The 20,677-nt window shown below is 62.6% G+C and carries 16 protein-coding genes; 11 read left to right on the top strand and 5 right to left on the bottom strand.

Annotated elements, in window-relative coordinates:
- Positions 1–81: 81 nt before the first annotated feature.
- Positions 82–1,023, bottom strand: coding sequence for a LysR substrate-binding domain-containing protein (locus ACE3TJ_RS11395; RefSeq protein WP_374596180.1), 942 nt, complete (start codon positions 1,021–1,023; stop codon positions 82–84).
- Positions 1,024–1,160: 137 nt separating this feature from the next.
- On the opposite strand from ACE3TJ_RS11395, the gene ACE3TJ_RS11390 reads away from it, so the two are divergent.
- The 11 genes from ACE3TJ_RS11390 to ACE3TJ_RS11340 all read left to right on the top strand — a co-directional run bounded on the left by ACE3TJ_RS11390 (position 1,161) and on the right by ACE3TJ_RS11340 (position 16,188).
- The gene (locus tag ACE3TJ_RS11390; RefSeq protein WP_374596178.1) at positions 1,161–1,991 is read left to right on the top strand and encodes an HpcH/HpaI aldolase/citrate lyase family protein; all 831 of its coding nucleotides are present in this window, start codon (positions 1,161–1,163) and stop codon (positions 1,989–1,991) included.
- 13 nt (positions 1,992–2,004) lie between these two features.
- Positions 2,005–2,895 (top strand): amidohydrolase family protein, encoded by an 891-nt coding sequence (locus tag ACE3TJ_RS11385; RefSeq protein ID WP_374596177.1) that lies wholly within the window; start codon positions 2,005–2,007, stop codon positions 2,893–2,895.
- Between the two features lie 10 nt (positions 2,896–2,905).
- Positions 2,906–4,078, top strand: a complete 1,173-nt coding sequence (pobA, locus tag ACE3TJ_RS11380; RefSeq protein ID WP_374596176.1) for a 4-hydroxybenzoate 3-monooxygenase — start codon at positions 2,906–2,908, stop codon at positions 4,076–4,078.
- A gap of 441 nt (positions 4,079–4,519) precedes the next feature.
- A complete protein-coding gene (locus ACE3TJ_RS11375) occupies positions 4,520–6,964 on the top strand; it encodes a LuxR C-terminal-related transcriptional regulator (RefSeq protein ID WP_374596175.1) in 2,445 nt (814 codons plus the stop codon).
- An 89-nt stretch (positions 6,965–7,053) separates the two neighbouring features.
- The gene (locus ACE3TJ_RS11370; RefSeq protein WP_374596174.1) at positions 7,054–9,351 is read left to right on the top strand and encodes a TonB-dependent receptor; all 2,298 of its coding nucleotides are present in this window, start codon (positions 7,054–7,056) and stop codon (positions 9,349–9,351) included.
- A gap of 3 nt (positions 9,352–9,354) precedes the next feature.
- Positions 9,355–10,431 (top strand): DUF917 domain-containing protein, encoded by a 1,077-nt coding sequence (locus ACE3TJ_RS11365; protein ID WP_374596173.1) that lies wholly within the window; start codon positions 9,355–9,357, stop codon positions 10,429–10,431.
- Positions 10,428–11,966, top strand: coding sequence for an ROK family protein (locus ACE3TJ_RS11360; protein ID WP_374596172.1), 1,539 nt, complete (start codon positions 10,428–10,430; stop codon positions 11,964–11,966). Before ACE3TJ_RS11365 ends, ACE3TJ_RS11360 begins: the two co-directional genes overlap by 4 nt.
- 2 nt (positions 11,967–11,968) lie before the next feature.
- A complete protein-coding gene (locus ACE3TJ_RS11355) occupies positions 11,969–13,072 on the top strand; it encodes a DUF917 domain-containing protein (RefSeq protein WP_374596171.1) in 1,104 nt (367 codons plus the stop codon).
- A complete protein-coding gene (locus ACE3TJ_RS11350) occupies positions 13,069–13,734 on the top strand; it encodes an aspartate/glutamate racemase family protein (RefSeq protein ID WP_374596170.1) in 666 nt (221 codons plus the stop codon). The genes ACE3TJ_RS11355 and ACE3TJ_RS11350 overlap by 4 nt, the downstream gene beginning before the upstream one ends.
- A complete protein-coding gene (locus ACE3TJ_RS11345; RefSeq protein ID WP_374596169.1) occupies positions 13,731–14,954 on the top strand; it encodes an MFS transporter in 1,224 nt (407 codons plus the stop codon). Before ACE3TJ_RS11350 ends, ACE3TJ_RS11345 begins: the two co-directional genes overlap by 4 nt.
- 631 nt (positions 14,955–15,585) lie before the next feature.
- The gene (locus tag ACE3TJ_RS11340; protein ID WP_374596168.1) at positions 15,586–16,188 is read left to right on the top strand and encodes a TetR/AcrR family transcriptional regulator; all 603 of its coding nucleotides are present in this window, start codon (positions 15,586–15,588) and stop codon (positions 16,186–16,188) included.
- 12 nt (positions 16,189–16,200) lie between these two features.
- On the opposite strand, the gene ACE3TJ_RS11335 is transcribed toward ACE3TJ_RS11340, so the two are convergent.
- From ACE3TJ_RS11335 to ACE3TJ_RS11320, 4 genes are all read right to left on the bottom strand, one after another.
- Complete coding sequence (locus tag ACE3TJ_RS11335; RefSeq protein WP_374596167.1) at positions 16,201–16,977, bottom strand: EthD domain-containing protein; 777 nt, start codon at positions 16,975–16,977, stop codon at positions 16,201–16,203.
- A 63-nt stretch (positions 16,978–17,040) separates the two neighbouring features.
- Complete coding sequence (locus ACE3TJ_RS11330) at positions 17,041–18,744, bottom strand: FAD-dependent oxidoreductase (RefSeq protein WP_374596166.1); 1,704 nt, start codon at positions 18,742–18,744, stop codon at positions 17,041–17,043.
- Complete coding sequence (locus tag ACE3TJ_RS11325) at positions 18,741–19,517, bottom strand: SDR family NAD(P)-dependent oxidoreductase (protein WP_374596165.1); 777 nt, start codon at positions 19,515–19,517, stop codon at positions 18,741–18,743. The genes ACE3TJ_RS11330 and ACE3TJ_RS11325 overlap by 4 nt, the downstream gene beginning before the upstream one ends.
- The gene (locus ACE3TJ_RS11320; protein WP_374596164.1) at positions 19,517–20,665 is read right to left on the bottom strand and encodes an acyl-CoA dehydrogenase family protein; all 1,149 of its coding nucleotides are present in this window, start codon (positions 20,663–20,665) and stop codon (positions 19,517–19,519) included. Before ACE3TJ_RS11320 ends, ACE3TJ_RS11325 begins: the two co-directional genes overlap by 1 nt.
- Positions 20,666–20,677 lie beyond the last annotated feature (12 nt).

Genomic DNA, 20,677 nt, shown 5'->3' with positions numbered 1-20,677 from the left:
GTTCCCGTCCCTGACAGACCTTCTCCGCGGTGCAACGTGACTGACCGTAGAGGTAGGTGAGAACGGGTGATTTATTCCAATTCAATCTTGCACGTCGATTGATGGGAAAACGCAATCAACAGGCGTGGTCGATCGCGCGATCGACGCCTGAACCATGCGCCTGAGGTTCGCGACGAGCGTGCTGGCCTCACCGGCGCGCGACGCCATCACCAGATAGGTCATGGCACCCTCGTCCGCGAGCGGCTTGAAGCGGATATTGGGGACATTGATGCATTGCAGCTCGGACGGCACGACGGCAACGCCGAGGCCCGATGCAGCGAGGCTGATGATCGTGGCGGATTCCCGAACCTCCTGTACGATGTTGGGCACGAAGCCGGCCTCGCCGCACAGGCGCAGGAACTGCTCGTGAATGCCGACGCCGGAGTTGCGCGGATAGAAGATCATCGGCTCGCCGCGCAGGTCCGCGATATGCAGTTTCTCGCGCGCCAGCAGCGGACTGTCGGCGTGCATCGCGACGATGAGCGGGTCCTGCAGGATCTGGACGAAGTGGATATCCGAACGCACGGGAATCTGCGGGCTGCGGAGAAGGCCGACATCGATGTCTCTGTTCTCCAGCGCCGCGATCTGCTGCTGCGACGACAGGTCATGCAGCCGGATATCGACCTTCGGATAGCGCGTGCGGAAGGCGCGAATGATCTGCGGGAAGAACACCAGCAGCGACGATGCCGTCGTGAAACCGATGCGAAGCTGCCCGGCTTCGCCGGAGACCATCTCGCGAATTTCCTCGATGCTGCGATCGAGCTGATCCAGCACGGCCGCCGCCTGCTGCCGAAACGCCGCACCGACCTGTGTCAGCGAAACACGGCGCTGCGTCCGGTGAAACAGCTGGGCACCCAGTTCTGTTTCGAGCGACTTGATCGCGACCGAGAGCGGCGCCTGCGTGATGTTCAGCTTTTCCGCAGCGCGGCGGAAGTGCAGCTCCTCGCAAAGCGTGACGAAATACCGAAGCTGGCGGAGGTCCATTGATATGTCAGAGCAATCAATCGTTGAGCCGGATTGAATTAGCATAAATCGATAGGGCCCGGCAAATCAACGGAGTGCCGTGAGTTCGCGCTGGTTGGCAGCGCCGCTCCACGGGCGGGGAGCTTCGGACGAGGGACATGCGCTACGACACTCGCAGGCCATCGGCGACGGGTTCGGATCTTATGGTGCGGCTTGCCGACGGCACCCCCGTCTACGCGCTCGGCATCCGCTTGGCACGGTCCGCGGATATCGCGCGCATGGCATCCATGGCCGGCTGCGACCTGCTGTGGGTCGATCTCGAACACTGCGGCATGTCGATCGACGTGGCGGGCCAGATCCTGAGCTGCGCCCACGATTTGGGGCTCGGCGCCTGGGTGCGCGTCCCTGAAAACGATTTCGGCGTGATCGGGCGGCTTCTCGACAGCGGCGCCACAGGCATCATCCTACCGCGCGTGGAAACAGAGGCACAGGCACAGCGCCTTGCGGCCTGCTGCCGCTTCCCACCGGCAGGCGAGCGGTCGATGATCGCCAGGTTGCCGCAAAGCGGATTCGGCCGATTATCCACCGCCGAACTCACCGAGGCTGCCAACCGGCAAACGATCTGTCAGGCGCTCATCGAATCCCGGCTCGGCGTTCAGAATGCCGATGCCATCGCCGCCACGGACGGTATCGACATTCTCGCCATCGGCGCCAACGACCTGACCGCGGAAATGGGCTTTCCCGGCGATGTGCGCCACCCCGCGTTCATCGATGCCTGCAATGCCGTGGCCGATGCCGCGCGGCGCCACGGCAAGATCGCGGTCATCGGCGGTATTGCAGCCGAGGAGGACTTCATCGGCTTTCTGAAATCAGGCTTTTCGCCCTTCGTCTTCACCGGGATCGACACCGACATCATCGCGGACGGAATCGCCGCGCGCTGCAACGCCTGGCGGGAGCGGATGGCCGGACACGACTTCAATCGGAACTAGAGAGACGCGCAACATGATCCCCATCGAACCCCTTGTCTCGCAGCCGATGCGCGCGGCGGACTCGCTGGAACGCCCCGGCTTCGCAATGCCGGCGGGCGCGTGCGACACGCACATGCACGTATTCGGCCCGCTTGAAACCTATCCCAGCGTCCGCTACCCGCAGTACACACTGCCCGATGCGAAACTCGCCCATTACCGGACGGTGATGGACGTGCTCGGCCTCAGTTCTTTCGTGATCGTTCAGCCGAGCTTTTACGATACCGACAATCGCTGCCTGATCGACGCGCTCAAGGCTTCGGGAGACGCCGCACGCGGTGTCGTCATGATCGAACCCGACATTTCGATGGATACGCTTCGCGAATGGCACGCGGTGGGCGTGCGCGGGGTCCGGCTCGATCTCTTCAAGCGGCGCGAGCTTCCGCTTGCGGAGATCCAGCAGTTCATCCTCGATTCGGCGGCGAAGGTGGCGCCGCTCGGATGGCATCTGCAGTTCTACGCCCCCGGCTACATCGTTCGCGATCTCATCGATTTCCTGGCGACGCTCGAGATTGATTTCGTCATCGATCACATGGGCTACATGCTAGAGGAAGACGGGCTCACCGAGGCGGATTTCGAACGCCTGCTCGCGCTTCTCAAAGGCGGGCGGTGCTGGCTGAAGGCGAGCGCGCCTTACCGGCTCGCGAAGAAGCGCGGCATGGACGCCGTGGACGAGATCGCGAAGGCGATCGTTCGCGCCGCGTCGGAACGGACGATCTGGGGATCGGACTGGCCGCATATTCCGGACGGCGGCCGCGACACCGGCGTGCTTCTAAACCAGCTCGCGCTGTGGGCCCCTGACGCCGCCGACAGAAAGCTCATCCTCGTGGACAATCCGAAGACGCTGTTCGGCTTCGGCACCGATTGAGGCGCAGCCGATGGCACGAACACAGGTCTGCATCATCGGCGCGGGTCCGGCCGGACTGCTGCTCGGCCACAGCCTGCACAGCGCGGGCATAGACTGTATCGTTCTCGAACGCCGCAGCCCGGCGCATGTGCTCTCCCGCATCCGCGCCGGCGTGCTCGAACGGATCACGGTCGATCTCATGGAACGGCTCGGCCTCGACGCCCGGCTCAAGGCCGAAGGCCTGAAGCATGACGGCTTCAATCTGGCGGACGGCGAGCGGCTGATCCGTATCGATCTCGAAGCCCTCGTGGGCGGACATGTCGTGGTCTACGGCCAGACCGAACTGACCCGCGACCTCATGGACGCAAGCGCGGCGCGCGGCCTCGACGTTCGCTACGATTGCGCGGATGTCGCCCTGTTCGATATCGAGGGTACGACGCCTTACGTCACCTACCGGAAGGACGGGCGCGAGTTCCGCGTGGACGCGCGCTTCATCGTGGGCTGCGACGGGTTCCACGGGCCTAGCCGGCAGGCGATACCGGCGGCAGCAGGACAGGTGTTCGCGCGCGCTTATCCGTTCGGATGGCTCGGCATTCTCGCCGACGTGCCGCCGTGCAACGAAGAGCTGATCTACGCCGCGCACGAACGCGGCTTCGCTCTCGCCTCGATGCGCAGCGCGGCGCGCAGCCGCTACTATATCGACGTGCCGATCACCGAGGCGCTGGAGGATTGGTCCGACGAACGACTCTGGGACGAGCTTTCGATTCGCCTCGGACCCACCGCGGGCGCGCGGATGACGCGCGGCGCGGCGATCGAAAAATCGATCGCGCCGCTGCGCTCGTTCGTGTTCGAGCCGATGCGCTACGGGAGCCTGCTGCTCTGTGGCGACGCCGCGCACATCGTTCCGCCCACCGGTGCGAAAGGCCTGAACCTCGCAGCGAGCGACGTCCACTACGCCGCGGCAGCACTCGCCCGCTTCTTCAAAAAGGCCGACAACGATGCCGTCGCAGGCTATTCGGCCAAAGCGCTGCGCCGCGTCTGGAAATCCGAACGCTTCAGCTGGGCACTGACCCGCCTGATGCACAGGTTCCCGAACGACGGCCCTTTCGAGCGCGCCATGCAGGCCGCCGAACTCGACTACATCGCATCAAGCCGCGCCGCGCAGATCAGCATCGCAGAAAACTACGTGGGGCTTCCCGTTTAAGAGCGGGCAATCCGCGCATTTCAACGCCTGCACATTCGAGGACGGCACGTTGCTGCGACGGACAAGCGTGAAAAGTGGTGCCGGAGACGAAATAAAAAAAGACAAAAATAGCTTATTTTTCAATCGGAAGAGCATGTGTCGTCGGCGTTCTTTACCCTGCCTTCAGTGTAAACTGCGGGGCTTCGGACTGAGCGGTCGGAGTGTGGGGGCAGTAGTTCCCAACAAGTGGGACATCCGAACGCTATCGCCCGCAGAATCGTCACGATAGGCTTGTGCTGAGCACTCTCCGTGTCAAAGTTGCAGTTTATAGAAGCGTTCTGGAGATGTGCGGTGTGTGCTCAGTGGTTGTTGCGGAGCAGGATAGCACCAGCGCACGATAAAACACCCAGAATCCAACGCGCTCGGTTATTGGATGGTTTCGTTGCCCCAGCCGGCGGCGTGATGCTGATCGAGGCGCCAGCCGGCTTCGGCAAGACCAGCCTGCTCGTCGATTGGCGAGGACGTCTTCACGCAGAAGGCTGGGGGACGGCGTGGTTTACCTTTGACGAGACAGACAGTCCGCAGACCGCACTTCAATATCTCTTCTTTGCACTCCACGAAGCAGGCATCCAATGTTCACCGGCCGAAGACGGGGTCATTGCGCTCGAAGTGCAGAAGCTGCTTGCCGCAATCGAACGATCGGGACGGCAATGGCTTCTCGTTCTAGACAATCTCACGTCAAGTGCCGCCGAGATCGCGGACGGTCTGCTGGCACCGCTCTTTCGCTTCATGCCGGGCAATCTCTCTGTTGCTCTTGCGAGCGACGGACGCCTGAGGCTTCCCGTTTCGGACCTCGCCCGTCGTGGTTTTCTGCGCCGCCTGTCGGCAGATATGCTCCTCTTCGACCGATCCGATCTTCGTGCCATTGCAGGGCGTGCCGTGACCGACCATCAGATCCGGGTCATACTCCGGAAGAGCGGAGGCTGGCCTGTACTTGCCCAGATCATGATCGCCGATCGCATGGGCAGCGTGCCGCAGCAGGAACAGGACAGCAGCCCTATCAGCGCTTTTCTGCATGATCGACTACTCTCCGCCCTCGGTCACGAAGAGCGGGAACTGCTTAGCCGGCTTGCGCATCTCAAGCGCTTTTCTGAACCCTTTCTCGATCAGCTGATGCACGGCCGCGCCACGGACGGCCTCCTTGCGGAACTTCTGGAGCGGCGCCTCGTCTGCCGGGTTCCGGCTGACGAAGGGCTTGATCTTGTGGTCCACCCCGCCTTCGTCGATCTGCTCGCGGGTGCAAGCGACGCCCTCACAGAAAATGCGGTGCGGGATTTCCAGAAAAGAGCGGCAGAGGCGCACCTCGAAATGGGGCAATTCGTGCACGCGACGGCGATTGCGGTTGCCATCGGCGACGAGCCTTTGATCGCCGAGATCATCGAAGCCTGCAATCCGCTGCGGCTTTGGTTCGAACTCGGCCTCGGGCCACTACGCAGGATCGTGAACCTTCTGCCTGCCGAACTCAGGTGGCGGCATCCGCGTATTGGTTATGCCTGCATCACCTGCTGGTCGAAGACCGGCCAACTGAAAGAGAGTAGCGACCTCTTCACGAAGATCGAAGGCGAGCTCTCCGGGATAGATATCTGTTCGCTGCCGCCCGCGCTTCGTATCGAGCGGGCGATGTGCCGCTCGCTACTCGCCATCTATCAGGGAACGCCGCTCACAATGGCGGATGTCGAGGAGCTTGAGGGCTTCACGATGGAATTTCCGGACCTGGCGCCGCTCATCATGAGCGCCGCCGGAACGATGAGAGGCTACGTACTGCAGATGGAAAGCGCGTTCGATGCCGCGGAAGACGCGGCGCGCAAAGCGATCGTCCATGCCGAAGATGTGCAATCGCAGTATGCGGCGCTCTTCCTGCACTGCGATATCGGAATGATCGCAGGGCTGAAGGGCAGGGTCGCAGAGGCTGAGGCTGCCTTTCATGAAGGCGACCGCGCGTGCAACGCGGCGCTGCGGGACGATGAACGCCTCACGATGATCCGCGATGCTTTTCGGTTGGAACTACACCACGAGCTCAGTCCTGAGGATGAGACCGCTTTGCCCCGGCTGCGTAACATCTGCCGTCGGCTTCCACGCCTCGAAGGCTGGCCCGATGTCTTTGCGGCCGCCTTCCGAACCTATTCGGAAAAGCTTGTCTTCACAGGTAGTGACGAGGCTGCGCTGACCCTCATCGATACGGGAATCGACTATGCGCGCCGGGAGGATGTGCGCTCGCTTGCCCATATCCTCGGTCACCACCGCGCGCTTCTGCTGGTTCTGATGGGGAAGCATGCGGAGGCAAGGCGGGCCCTTGCGTCCCTTGCTGCCGAAGACCTGCTTGCACCCAGCTTCATGCCGTGGCGCGCGTATGAGGCGCGGGTAGAGGCCATGGCCGCGATCGCTTTCCATTCCGGCAATGCGGATGCACAGGCCATGCTGGAGGAAGCCTCGGAATGGGCCAGGGGACATGGCAACCTCCGTTCAGAGCTGCGCTTTCGGTCGTTTCAGGCCAGCATGGGCCTTGGGGGTGAGGCCGCGCGCGAGGCCATGATCGCACAAAGCGGCTTTTCCCGGTCGGTGCTGCTGATCGAGCGGATGCGGCGCAGCGGGCTGAATGGAAAGCCGCACCCTCGCGGCGCGACTTTCGAAACTGCGGGGTCAGCGTTCTTTACGCCAAGAGAGCTATCCGTTCTGGAGCGCGTGGAGCGCGGCCTGTCCGACAAGGCGATCGCACTTGAGCTTGGCATCACACCCCACGGAGTGCGCTACCACCTGAAGCGGATCTATGCGCAGCTTGGCGTACACACGCGCGAACAGGCAAGCCGCAAGGCCAAAGGCGCCGCACGCTCCACTGGCCCCTACTAATCACCTCTTGCGCCCTACTACCAACATGACTGGAGCCTTTGCTGCAATGCCACATAATGGCCAGCAAAGAGGAAAAAGGGGGTACGCGGATGTTGAACGGCAAGAAAACGTCTCCGTTGGTGCGCGCGTTCGCGCTTTGCGGCACGGCGATCGTTTCACACGCAGCATTGGCGCAAACGCCTGGCGGTGAGGCTCTGGTCGAAGGCGAGATCATCATCACCGCGCAGAAGCGTGCCCAAAGTCTCCAGGACGTTCCGATTTCGGTCAGTGCCGCCACCGGCACCGAGCTGCAGGCGCAGAACATCGTTGCGACCGCCTCGCTTGGACGCGTGGCGCCTAATCTCACCGTTTCCGACTACGGCAATCCGGTCATCACCGTGTTCACGCTCCGCGGCGTTTCGCAGTTCGACTTCGGTGATCATCAGGAATCGCCTGTCGCGGTCTTTGCCGACGGCTCCTACGTTCCCTATCTCAGCGCGGTTGGCGCCAACCTTTTCGACCTCGAGCGCGTGGAAGTCCTGCGCGGTCCACAGGGGACACTGTTTGGACGCAACGCCACGGGCGGCGTCATCCAGATCATCAGCGCCAAACCGACCGAGACGTTCTCGGGCTATGGCCAGATCTCGTATGGGAACTACGACAGCCTCCGTGCGGAAGGTGCGCTCAGCGGTCCGCTTGGCGGCGGCGTGCTTGCACGCATTTCCGCCGTGAAGGATCGGCGCGACGGTTACGCGCGGAACACGCTTGGCGGTCGCAAGGGCGACGGCGACAATTTCAGCCTGCGCGGGCAGCTCTACAAAGAGTTCGGCAACGGCAGCGACCTTTCGATCACCGTACGCCGCTCGCGCGACGAGATCAGCACCAGCCCGTTCAGGGCGCGCGCCGGATATCCCGATCCCGCGACCGGCCTGTTTGTGCTCGGAAACGGTGCAGACTTCGCGGATTTCTGCGCCGGGTTCTTCGGAACGGCGATTGGCGCAAACGCTGCGGATTGCCTCAGCGGCGATGTGGACGACAGCAGTCCGCGTACCATCACCAACAATCGCAAGGGCGGTTTCGAGCGAACCCACTTCGGCGCGAACGCCACGCTCAACCTGAAGCTCGGTGATCTCACCCTCACGTCGATCTCCTCTTACGGCCGGCTGCGGAAAGCCTACCGCGACGAGGATTCCGACGGCACATCCTACGACCTCCTCTATTACGATCAGATTGCGCGCGCTGAAGACTATTCGCAGGAGCTGCGCCTCGCGGGCACGAGCGGTCCGGCGGAATGGGTTGTCGGCGGCTATTACCTCGCCATCAATGGCGACTACAGCAGCGCGGTCGGGTTCTATTCCGGCGACCCCGATTTCGAAGCGAATGTCGGCAATGCCTGGAAGCTCGACACGCGCACCTGGGCCGTGTTCGCGCAGTCCGAGTTCGCGCTTGCGCCGAAGCTGAAACTCATTGCCGGTCTGCGTTACACCTACGACCGCAAGAATTTTGGCCTGTCCGCCCCCTGTGCGGGCCCAGGCTGCGATGCGTTCGGATTTACCGATCCTTCCATTGTGCAGGGCACGGGGTACGATGCGTCCGTGCCCGGCGCCCGCCCGCGCCGCACGTCGGACAATTGGGACGGCAAGCTGCAACTCTCCTATGCTGCGTCTGACGACCTGATGATCTATGGCGGCATCTCGCGCGGCACCAAGGCCGGCGGCTATAACGCAGGCAGCCTCGCATTCTTCACGGTCGACGAGACGGTGTTCAAGGATGAGGTGCTGACGAGCTACGAAGCCGGCGCGAAGTACAGCCTGGGCAGCTGGCTACAGGTGAACGGCAGCGTCTTCTATTACGACTACAAGGACGTGCAGGTGTTCAGCCAGCTCGGACCGTCGACAGTGACCTTCAATACCGATGGCGAGATCTATGGCGCGGAAATCGATGTGCGCGCGCGTCTCGGTCAGGGGCTGACGGCAGGCCTGTCGGGTTCGCTGCTCCACACGCGTATCGATCCGATCGCCGTTCCTGACGTGATCAACGGCACTGTCAGTTTCCAGTCGCAGCGCCTTCCCAATGCGCCGGACGAAAGCGTCAGCGCTTACGTTGAGAAGACCTGGGATATCGATGCAAACCAGCTGAGCGTTCGCGCTGACGGCAAATGGGTGAGTTCGCAGAAGCTGAATCTCACCGATCATCCGGCAACACGCGAAGACGCGTATCTGACCGTGAACGCGCGCATCGGATTCGGCGCCAGCGACGACTCATGGGAGTTGTCGCTCTATGCTCAGAATATCACCCAGCAGGACTATCGTGTCGCCGCCATTCCGTTCGTGACAACAAACGGGGCTGTCATCGAAGTCTATGGTCCGCCTAGAACCTACGGAGTTTCCCTGCGGACAAAGTTCTAGGCCATGCCCTCTACACGTATAGATACGGAGACGCTTGAGGCACTGGGAATGGGCGCGGCCATTCTCAGCGCCGGGGGCGGCTCCTTCCCCTATCTCGAATGCCTGTGCGCTGCTGATTTGCTGCGCAGCACGACTGTCGAGCTGATTCCGATGGATGCGCTTTCCGATGACGCGAACGTCGCGATGGTGGCGATGGCCGGTGCCCCGCTCGCCATGACCGAGCGGTTCGTTGACGCTGACCATTTCGCAAAACCCGTCCGCGCCCTCGAAGCGCTGGGGCACCGTTTCGATGCCATCATGGGCCATGAAATCGGCAGCATGAACGGCATTATCCCCGTGCTCGTCGCCGCCCGAACCGGGCTGCCGCTTGTCGATGCCGACACGATGGGACGCTCGTTCCCGCAAGCGCACATGACGAGCTTTGCGCTCGCCGGCGTTCCCATGACGCCGATGGCGCTCTGCGATATCCGCGACAACAGCGTTGTCATGACCGAAGCTCTCGATGGCCGCTGGACGGAAACCATGATGCGGGCCGTGACGACAAGTTTCGGTTCGATTGCCGCAATCGCGAGCGCGGCGCGCGGCGCCACGATCAAGGCGCACGGTATCGCCGGAACGCCTTCGCGGGCAATTCGGATCGGCAAGGCCATACTCGCCGCCCAGCAGGACCAGTCGGACGCCGTTGCAACGCTTCTGCAGGCGGAAGCGGGAATCGAGCTCGTCCGGGGGCGGATCGTGGATATCGCCCGCGAAACCACGGGCGGCTTCGTGCGCGGTGTTGCGACAGTGATGCCCGCAAACGGAGATGCAATGACCGTGCATTTCCAGAACGAGTATGCAGTGGTTGCCCAGGGTGACACGATCCTCGCCACCGTTCCCGACCTCATCTGCGTCCTCGATGCACAGCGCGGCGAGCCGATCGGCACCGAGGCGCTGCGCTATGCACAGCAGGTCGTCGTCGCGGCACTGCCACCCACCGCTGCGCACATGACGGCGCATGCGCTCGCCGTGCTTGGACCGCGCGGCTTCGGCTATGATTTTGATTACACCTCCCCCCATCAAAGAGGATCTTCCCATTGAAGCGGATCGGCATTGATGTCGGCGGCACCAACACGGATGCCGTGTTGCTCGACGGTGCGCGCGTGGTCGCGGCGGTCAAGTCCCCGACGACAGCGGACGTCACCACGGGTATCAGGGCTGCGCTCGCAGAGCTGATCGCACGTGCGAGCCAGGAAACGCACGAGGCCGGCGCCGTCATCATCGGCACGACACACTTCGTGAACGCCGTTGTCGAACGCCAGCGCCTCAACCGCGTGACCGCGATCAGGATCTGTCTGCCGGCCTCGTCCTCGCTGCCACCGTTCGTCGATTGGCCATCCGATCTGCGTGCGCTCGTGGAGCATGAAACCATCCTGCTGCCGGGCGGATACGAAGTCGACGGCGCCGAGATCGCGGCGTTCGATGACCGGCTGATGGAGGACGCCGCACGCAGGATCGCCGATTCCGGCGTCGAGGCCGTGGCGGTGTCCGGCGTCTTCTCGCCGCTGCGCGGCGACCATGAGCTTCGCGCGGCCGAAGCGCTCGAGAAATTCTGCCCTGGTGTCAACGTCACCCTGTCGCGCGACCTTGGTCGCATGGGCCTGCTAGAACGCGAGAATGTCGCGTTGATGAACGCCGCGCTCGCAAATCTCGCGAAGACGACGACACTGGCCTTTCGCGACGCCATAGCGGCAAGCGGCATCAGCGCGAAGCTCTACCTCACGCAGAACGACGGCACCGTCCTGTCCGCCAAAGCTGCGGAGCGGGCGCCTGTGCTCTGCTTCTCGTCGGGGCCGACAAACAGCATGCGAGGCGCCGCGTCGCTGAGCGGCCTTGCGAACGCGGTCGTCATCGATGTCGGCGGCACCACCAGCGACATCGGCATGCTCGTCAACGGCTTCCCCCGGCAGGCGAATGGCGTCGTCGAGATCGGCGGCGTGCGCACGCTGTTCCGAATGCCGGATGTGCTCTGTCTCGGCCTTGGTGGCGGCACGCGCATTCACGCCGATCCGCTTTGCCTTGGCCCCGACAGCGTCGGATACCGGCTGACCCAGGAGGGCCGCGTTTTTGGCGGCGACGTGCTGACCGCGACTGACATGGGCGTTGCCCGCGGCCGCGCAATCATCGGCGCGCCTGAGCGTGTCGCGAACATTCCGGCAGCAACCCTCGACTGGTTTGACGCCGAGGTGAAAACGATGCTGGAAGACGGCATCGATTCGATGAAGACCCGTGCCGGTGACGTTCCGCTAATTGCAGTCGGCGGTGGTTCGTTCCTGATCCCGGAATCACTGAGAGGCGTGTCCGACGTGCTGTTCGTAGAGCATCACGACGTTGCCAACGCGGTCGGGGCGGCCATGGCCAAGATCAGCGGCGAGGTCGATCAGGTGTTCAACAACATCGGCCGCGAAGATGCGATCCGGACAGCGATCGCAATGGCCGAGGAGCGGGCGCTCAATGCGGGCGCGGCGCCGTCGTCGATTGAAACCATCGAGGTGGAAGATCTGCCGATGGCCTATATGCCCGGAGACTCGCGGCGCGTACGCGTGCGCGTTGCGGGCGAGCTGGCGGACGCCTGAACATGGCCTGGACCTTGTCTGTCGAGGATTTGGGATATCTTGCCATCGGCTGCGCCATGCTCGGTTCGGGCGGCGGCGGCGAGCCGCACTATGCGGTGACCTTGCTGAAGGCGATCCTCGCGCGCGGGGCAGAAATCAGGATCATCGATCCGTCCGAACTTTCTGACGATGCGCTTGCCGTGAATGTGGGGTTCGTGGGCGCGCCGATCACGCTCACTGAAAAGCTGATCATGGACGGAGAAATCGTCCAGGCGATCGCGGCGATGCGGGGGCGCCTGAACGCACCGATCGATGCGCTCATCGCAGCCGAAATCGGCGGCTTTAACGGCCTCGTCCCATTGATTGCCGCCGGGCTTACGGGGCTTCCTGTCATCGACGCAGACGGCATGGGCAGAGCCTTTCCGCGCAGCGACCATGTCACGTTCGCGATCTGCGGCCTCAGCGCAGTGCCGACCGTTGTGTCGGGCGAAGGCGGCGAGACCGTTGTGATCGAGAACGCGTCGACCGCGAAGGCTGAAGCGCTGGTCCGCGCGCTTTCCGTGGCGATGGGCAGCAAGTGCTTCAGCGTCGACTATCCACTCTCGGGCCGGGACGTGCGCGCGCACGCCGTGCCACGAACCGTGTCGCTCGCGAGGGATATCGGTCGGTATCTCCGCGATGCGGCAAGCGCACCGGGAGACCCTTTCGAAACGCTTCGCGCGGCGCTTCGTGTACGCTGGGGTCTTTCCTGCGAATTGCTGTTCGAGGGCAGCATCACCGCGCGCGAGCATGACACGAAAGGCGGCTTCGACGTCGGCACGGCCATCGTGAAGCGCGCCGGCAACGTGGATGACACGCTCCGCATCGATTTCCAGAACGAATTCCTCGTCGCCTGGAAAGATGGAAACGCAGTCGCTTCAACGCCTGACATCATTTCCGTTCTTGATAGCCACACGCTCCTGCCCATCACCTCCGACGCGATACGCTACGGGCAGCGTGTGAAAGTGGTGGCGATGAGCGCCCCTGCATTGATGCGTACGCCGCGCGCGCTTGAGGTCGTCGGCCCCCGCGCTTTCGGATACGATATCGACTACCGGCCGGTCGACACGCGGCACCACGCGCAATGACGAGGATCGCCATCCTCAATCCCGTGATCGACACCGGCGCCGTTCCGATGCAGGCGCTTGCCAGCTACGCACAGCCCGGCATTATCCTTGAACCGATGTTTCTTGATCACGGCCCGTCGTCAATCGAAAACGAAGCGGATGTCGCAGCCTGCACACCGCATGTTCTGGAAATCGGATCGCGACTCGCTGAAAGCGGCGTCGATGCGATCATAGTCAACTGCATGTGCGACCCGGGTGTGGCTCAGCTCCGCGCGCGATGCGCCATCCCCGTGCTTGGGCCTGCCGAGGCCACGATGCACTATGCCGCTGGCCTCGGGCTGCGCTTCGCGGTCATCGATGTGGTCGAGGGCGCGGAGGTGGAAGTCAGGGCACAGGTTCGTGACTTCGGTGTAGGCCATGCATTTGCAGGCTACTGGTCGATCAAGGTTCCCGTGCTCGCGCTTCACACCGATCCGGTGCGCACCGTCGAGGCGCTCGCAGCCGCCAGCCGACTTGCCGCAGACGCTGGCGCAACTGCCATTCTGCTTGGTTGTACCGGTCTTGCCGATCTCGCAGACATGCTCGCTGAACGTCTGTTCGTGGAGGGCGTTCGCTGTTCGGTCATCGAGCCGCTCCGCGTCACGATCGGCCTCGCCGCAATGGCGGCCGCAGGCCACCATTGAGCGCGGGCGACACTGCGCGCCCGACAGAAGGCCAGACCCTTCTCAAGGGCTGGCGCGAAGAGCCTGCCCTTCTCTTGTCGATCTTCGCGGCAAATGCGATTGCTTATCTCCCGACACTGCTTCTGCCGTGGCTGATCGGCGCGCTCGTCGAACATCAAGGGTATTCCGCAAGCGGAGCAGGTCTGCTCGCCAGCGCGCAGCAGGCCTGCCTTGCCGCGTCGGCAGCACTGACCGGTCTTTGCATCCATCGGTTCGAGCGGCGGCTGATTATCCTGCTTGGCGCCGCCATCGGGCTTCTCTCGACGCTTGTTCTTCTTTTTGGAAGTCCCGGTCTACTCGTGATCGCTCTACCGCTTTCCGGTATCGGCTTCGGGCTTTGCAGTGCGGGTGGAAATGCATTGATCGCGACATCACGCGATCCGGCGCGTCTCAACGCAAGGGTCTGGGCGCTGATGCTGCCTTGGCAAATGATAATCTGGGCCGCCGCGCCGGTGCTCAGCGCGCGCTACGGACTCGATGGCCTGTTCGGACTTCAAGCGGCGGGCATGGCCGCCATGATGATCTTACTGCTCTGTGCCTCTTCGCGCGCGGAAGGATTGCAGAATTACACACCAGCCCAAAGCCTGCCAACGGCAAAGCTGCGCCTGCCCCCGGGCCTCGTCGTGCTTATCATTGGTTGCACTGCGGCATTCTGGCTTCGTGATTCCACGACCTGGTCGCTCGTGGAGCGCCGCGCTGTCATGCTCGATATCGATAGTGCTGTTCTGTCGGTAGTGCTGTCGGTCGGCACGGTCATCGGCCTGGCCGGTTCAGCCGCCACGATCTGGCTCGGGCTCCGTTTCGGGCGCTTGCGCATGGTCACGCTCAGCCAACTGCTCTCTGCCTTTGTACTGCTCTCGATTGCGCTCGTCGAGACTCCGCTGCTCTACTGCGGCGCGTTCCTGTTCTGGAGTGCATCATCCGTTTTTGCCTGGAACTACATCATCGAAATGTCCGCCGCGCTCGATAGCTCCGGCCGGATGACAGCGATCTGCGGCGGGCTCGTGTTTGGCGCCGGCGCTCTCGGGCCACTCCTCGGCGGGGTCGCACTCGACAGCAGCGCGGGTACAGCCCTCCCGCTCTTGATCGGCTCGCTCAGCGCCGTTGCTGTGACCTTCGCCTGCGTACTCGCATATCGGCTTGGCAACGGTATGGCTGACACGCCGGAACGTCCGATTTGACAGAAGGTGAAACAACCAGTCTTGAACTGACATGGTTCAGAATTGCGAAGATGCAAAGGGATTCACGGCCACGGCCGAAATCGAAATAGTACAGATTTATCAATATTTTCAATGTGACGACGGTTAAATTTGAATCCCTTATGCCGACAGATGTACCGTCAAAAGTAGGGCTTCGAATTCGATTCCCAATCGATGTTATTTTCCCATTCATTACCCGAGCCTCCCCCGGTCGTCCTCGTCAAAGCCATTGATGACGGTTGTGTCATGAAAGCGGAAATAGATGTTCCACAGCCCCAAGCGTAGTAGAAGCGGGCGCTGGCTTCTGCACCGCGAGAAGCGCTTTGGTAAGCCGCCGAGCGAGCAAGGTTTGGTTTGCCTCAGCCAAGCATTCAACATGCAGGCCACCGGCCGGTTGCGATCTTCCCGATCGAGTTTGCTGTGGCATCGCCGATCGGAGCCTGTTACGCGAAGAGGAAGAGGCTGAAGGGAAGTGGTAGGGAGAAAATGGCTGTGCCACGTCGTCAGTGCCTAAAGGTGCGGACTGTAGACTTTCCTCCGTCCATTCAGCACGCTCCGGCCGCGCGGCGTTACCGGGGCGTTGGCAACGGTGATTTGAGCTAGGGTTCCAACATTGCGACGCAAGACGCCGATCCAGAGCCGGGCGAAAGTCACCTCCGAGGCCATATTGGAAGCCGCCGAGATCATCATCCTGAAAGAAGGATATGAAAAGGCGACCACCAATTATATCGCCGAACGGGCGGGGGTAAGCATCGGGTCGCTGTATCAGTATTTTCCCAACAAGGACGCCGTGCTGTCGGCTCTAATCGAACTCAAGGTGTCGACCGTCGCCAACAGCGTCCGCACGATCCTGAGGGAGACGATGGACCTGCCGCTCCCAGAGGCAAGCCGGAAGATATTGACCTATCTTCTCCAGAGCTTTCGCGAAAACAAGGTGCTTCTCTATTCGCTGGCCAAGCAGACGCCTGAACTTGTTGAGCTGACGCAGAACCTTTCGGTCGAAAAGTTCACGCACATGACGAACAAGGCCTTTTTCGAACAGCATGCCGATGAGATATCGGTCAAGAACATCGACCATTCGCTCAACATTCTGGAAATCGCCGTTCTGTCGAACATACGTCGCTATATCCGGGACGAACCGGCGGACCTGAACGACGAGGAGTTCATCGACGAAATGGTCCGCCTGGCGATGGGGTATCTCAAAGGGCCGGCCTGATGTTCCGGCGGCTCAGAGGTTTTCATCGACGAAATAGATGGCGATAGAACTGGGGTCGAACAACTCCACCTCGTCGTCAGCAATCGTGGCAGCGACATGGGGGTCGGTCCGCTGGGTCAGGAAGTGCTGGAAGTCCGCTTCGGTCCAGAACCACGCTTCGGTTATGGCGTCGATGGTTGGCGCCGACGGCGAAAGCTTCTCGGAAGCCATGGCAAAGCGCGGCGCGGCGACCGGATAGGTGCGGCAATATTTGGCGAAGGTCGGCATCCCATCCTTGGTGAGAACGCTGAGCGCCAGCGGGCAATGGCCATTTTCATAGCGGTCGATAAAGGCCTCGCGCGTCATACCCGCTTTCTTGCGGATCAAGCCCATCAGCTTGATGGCTGGCCATCCGGAATAGCCGGCGCGGCGCGGCTGGAGATACGCGGCGGGGGTCGCATGTTCGTCGCATTCGAGGATCGTCATCGTCGATTGGTCGAACAGCCGCGCTTCGCTGTCGAGGATCGCCGCCTCAATGGCGGGGTCGCCGAGAGCTTGGCCGAGAGCGATCAATTGCTTCGGGTCCTGATACCAGAGTTGGGTGGCGACATCGAAATCGGGCTGCGCCGGATCACGCTGGTCACGTCCGCGCGGCACCATCGGATGATCGGCGACATAATTGCGGCGATAATCCGAGAAAAAGGGAAGGAGCGAGCGGACGAGTGGAACATGCTCCCTTTCATAGCGGTCGATCAGGTCGGCGCGCGGAACGTCGGACCGGAATTTCATCAATGCCACATGTTTGATCATGCTGTGTCCTCTCGATCCTGTTGCTGAGACACGTGAGCAAAGGTCAAGATAAGGACCTTGATGTCACCATGTCTGCGCCGCAATATGATTGGCGGCGACGAAGGAAAAAACGGTGGCGGGCCCCAGCGTGCCGCCCGCACCGGGGTAACAATTGCCGAACGGCGATCCAGCGCAATTGCCGGCCGCGTAAAGCCCGGGGACCGGATCGCCATCTTCCGCCAGGACGCGGCCGTTGGCATCGGTCTTCAGCCCGCCTTTCGACCCCAGGTCCCCAAGGTCAATCTGCACGGCATAATAGGGTGCCTGGTTTATCGGTCCCATGCAGGGATTTGGCCCCACGTCCGCCTTGCCGAAGAACTGGTCGAACCGGTTTTTCCCGCGCCCGAATTCCGTGTCGTCGCCGCTCGCGGCGAAGCCGTTCATCCGCGCGACCGTTTCCTTGAGCGCCGCCGGATCGATGGCCATCTTGCCCGCCAACTGCTCGATGCTGTCCGCCTTGAAGATATAGCTGTCCCACCATTCGGGCGGCAGGCTGCGGTCGGGCATGATGAAATCGGGCAGGATCGCACCGCATGCGTATTTGCGGCGGAACTTGGCATCGAAAACCATCCAGCAGGGCGTGTTCGCCCCGGTCGCTTTCTGGTCCGCGATCATCGCCTGGCCGAATTCGTCATAGGAACAGCTTTCGTTGACGAAGCGGTTGCCGAGCCGGTTGACGCACAGGCTGTAGGGATGACGATGATCGAAGAACATCGGCTGCGCCAAGTCGAGGTTGGGAACGCTGCGCGACGGCAGCTGCATGCTGGGCGCCCACCAGTTCGCGTCCAGCGTCTCGGTCGCCGCGCCGATACGCTGCCCCGCGACCAGCGCGTCGCCGACATTCATGTCCCTCGGGGTCAGGCTCCAGTTGCTGCGCGTCGCGACGGGCAGATATTTGTCGCGCAGCATCTGGTTCTGCTCGAATCCGCCAGCCGTCAGGATCACGCCGCGACGCGCGCCGATCCGGCCCGCCCTGCCTTTCGACATTGTTTCGATGCCGGTCACGCGTCCGTCTTCGACGATGAGGTCGGCAAGCGCGCAGTTGAGCATCATGGGGATGCCGCGCTCGCGCATGGCCTGTCGCAATCCGCCGACCAGCGCGCGGCCCATCGTCAGCCGACGATCGACGGCGGTTTGGCCGCGCCACGGCCAGTCGAGCCAGTATTTCAGGATCAGTTTCACGGCGGTCCACTGCCAGCCGAACCTGCGCGCCGCGAGCGCGAAGGACTGCTGCAGGTTCAGTGCATAACGGTCGAACAGCTTGTAGCCCGAGGGGGATGGACGCAGCAGATGGAAGTCGCGGCCCAGCCTGGCGCCGTCCATTTCCAGCGGGAACAACGACCGCCCTGTGGCGGCGCCCGGTGCCTCGGCGATATAATCGGGAAAGCCCGGAATGGAGATCATCGCCACGCCGACCGCCGCCAGGTAGCGGATCATCGCAGGGCCGTTGTCGACATAGGCGGTCAGCTTGTCGGGCCGGAAGTCGCCCTTGCTCACGGCGTTCAAATAGGTGAGCGCCGCCTCACGACTGTCCGGTTCGGCGCCGATGCCGTGGCCTGGAATCCAGATGCCGCCGCCGGACGTGGCTGAAGTGCCCCCGTAGCGGGAGGATTTTTCGATAACGACGGCGCTGAGGCCAAGATCGTGCAGGCGCACGGCGGCGAGAAGACCGGCGGCGCCGGCACCGCAAATGACAACGTCGAAGTCTGCCGGATCGCTGGGCGTCAAAGGCTGTAGCCGCCGTCGAGCGTTAGGGTTTGTCCCGTCACATAACGGGCCCGGTGCGAAGCGAAGAACAGAACGGCCTCGGCGACCTCTTCCGCCGTACCCAGCCGTTTCAGCGCGGAATTGCGCTTTGCCGCCTCGATATAGGCGTCGTCGTAGGCGATGCCGATCAGCTTGCGGAACAGCCCGGCGTCGATCAGGCCCAGCGCGACCGTGTTGGCACGAATGCGGTTCCGGCCTTCTTCGCGGGCGATGCCCGTCATCAGCGCATCAATGGCCGCCTTCGGTATGACCGAAAGCGCATCCTTCGCGGGCCAGCGCAGCAATCCGGTGGTGCTGATGGTCACGAAACTGCCGCCCGCCTGCCGCATATGCGGCAACAGCGCCTGCACGACGTTGAAAAAACCGTTGGTGTCGGCGTCCATCACCTGCCGGAATTCCTCGGGGCCGATGTCGCCGATGAACTTCATCGCGATGTGCGAACCGCTGGCGTTGACCAGCGTGTGCACGCGTCCATGCGCTGCGATGATCCGGGCGCAGGTATCGGCGACCTGGGCACTATCCTCGATCGCCAGAGGATAGGCTGAAGCGGTACGGCCAAGGCCCCGGACGGTCTCGGCGACCGCGATCGCCGCCGCCGCGTTGCTGCGATAGGTGAGGACGACATCGGTGCCGGCGGCCGCCAGCTTTTCGCAGATCGCGCTGCCGATACCGCCGCTCCCGCCGATGACCAGCGCCACGCCGTCGCCGTCGGGAAAGTCCGGGGACGCCGCCATCAAAAGCTCCTCGAGATGATTTCTTTCATGATCTCGTTCGTGCCGCCGTAGATCATCTGTGCCCGTGCGTCGGTCCAGGCCCGCGCGACAGGATATTCGAGCATGTAGCCATAGCCGCCATGCAACTGGACGCATTCGTCGAGAACGCGGTTCTGGAGTTCGGTGCACCACCATTTGGCCATCGCCGATGCTTCGGCGTTCAGGGCGCCGGCGCAGGCGAGATCGATGCAGCGGTCGATATAGACGCGTGCGATCTGCGTCTTCGTCTTGCATTCGGCAAGCTTGAACTTGGTATTCTGGAAGTCGATCAGTTTCTTGCCGAAGGCTTCGCGCGACTTGGTGTAGTCGATCGTCGATTCCAGCGCGACCTCGCAGCCCGCGACCGCACGGATCGCGATCATCAGCCGTTCCCACGCCAGTTCCTGCATCAGATAGCGCAGCCCCTCGCCCTGCCGTCCCAGCAGGTTGCTCCTTGGAACGCGGACGCCGTCGAAAAACAGCTCGGCGGCGTCCTGTGCCTTTTGCCCAACCTTGTCGAGCGGCAGGCTTTTCGACACGCCGTCGCGCGCCGCCTCGACAAGAAACAGCGACAGGCCGCCCGATCCATCCTCCTGCTCCGTCTTGGCTGCGACGATGATGAGGTCGGTGATGTAGCCGTTTGTGATGAAGGTCTTGGAGCCGTTGATCAGATAATCGTCGCCGTCGAGAACAGCGCGGGTTGAAATGGCCCGCAGGTCCGATCCGCCGCGCGGCTCGGTCATCGCCAGCGAGCCGATCACTTCGCCGCGCGCCATTCGGGGCAGCCATTCGCTCTTCTGGGCCTCGGTGCCGAACCGCTCGATGTAGCCGGCGACGATCTCAGAGTGCATGACGAAGCCAGGCCCCGCAGCATTGGCGCGCTGCTGTTCCTCGATCAGCACCGCGCTGTATTTGCGGTCGGCACCGGCACCGCCATACTGCTCCGGCGTTGTTACACACAGGAAGCCGTGCTTGCCGGCTTCCAGCCAGACGTCGCGATCGGTGTGGCACTGCTTGTTCCAGCGATCGAGGTTCGGGATGACCATGTCCTGCATGAACCGGCGCACGTTGGCGCGAAACAGCTCGTGTTCCTCGGCAAAGATGGTTCGTTCGATGGGCAGAAAATCCATGCCGGCCACTGA

The sequence above is a fragment of the Sphingosinicella sp. genome, assembly GCF_041916975.1.
Lineage (GTDB): Bacteria > Pseudomonadota > Alphaproteobacteria > Sphingomonadales > Sphingomonadaceae > Sphingosinicella.
The sequence above is the reverse complement of the archived record's forward strand: the minus strand, read 5'-3'. Positions and strand labels throughout refer to the sequence as shown.

What these genes read in the sequence shown, in the direction of transcription:
- ACE3TJ_RS11395 (WP_374596180.1), bottom strand. Translation starts at nt 1,023, where the DNA reads ATGGACCTCCGCCAGCTTCGGTATTTCGTCACGCTTTGCGAGGAGCTG.
- ACE3TJ_RS11390 (WP_374596178.1), top strand. Translation starts at nt 1,161, where the DNA reads ATGCGCTACGACACTCGCAGGCCATCGGCGACGGGTTCGGATCTTATG.
- ACE3TJ_RS11385 (WP_374596177.1), top strand. Translation starts at nt 2,005, where the DNA reads ATGATCCCCATCGAACCCCTTGTCTCGCAGCCGATGCGCGCGGCGGAC.
- pobA (WP_374596176.1), top strand. Translation starts at nt 2,906, where the DNA reads ATGGCACGAACACAGGTCTGCATCATCGGCGCGGGTCCGGCCGGACTG.
- ACE3TJ_RS11375 (WP_374596175.1), top strand. Translation starts at nt 4,520, where the DNA reads ATGCTGATCGAGGCGCCAGCCGGCTTCGGCAAGACCAGCCTGCTCGTC.
- ACE3TJ_RS11370 (WP_374596174.1), top strand. Translation starts at nt 7,054, where the DNA reads ATGTTGAACGGCAAGAAAACGTCTCCGTTGGTGCGCGCGTTCGCGCTT.
- ACE3TJ_RS11365 (WP_374596173.1), top strand. Translation starts at nt 9,355, where the DNA reads ATGCCCTCTACACGTATAGATACGGAGACGCTTGAGGCACTGGGAATG.
- ACE3TJ_RS11355 (WP_374596171.1), top strand. Translation starts at nt 11,969, where the DNA reads ATGGCCTGGACCTTGTCTGTCGAGGATTTGGGATATCTTGCCATCGGC.
- ACE3TJ_RS11350 (WP_374596170.1), top strand. Translation starts at nt 13,069, where the DNA reads ATGACGAGGATCGCCATCCTCAATCCCGTGATCGACACCGGCGCCGTT.
- ACE3TJ_RS11335 (WP_374596167.1), bottom strand. Translation starts at nt 16,977, where the DNA reads ATGATCAAACATGTGGCATTGATGAAATTCCGGTCCGACGTTCCGCGC.
- ACE3TJ_RS11325 (WP_374596165.1), bottom strand. Translation starts at nt 19,517, where the DNA reads ATGGCGGCGTCCCCGGACTTTCCCGACGGCGACGGCGTGGCGCTGGTC.
- ACE3TJ_RS11320 (WP_374596164.1), bottom strand. Translation starts at nt 20,665, where the DNA reads ATGGATTTTCTGCCCATCGAACGAACCATCTTTGCCGAGGAACACGAG.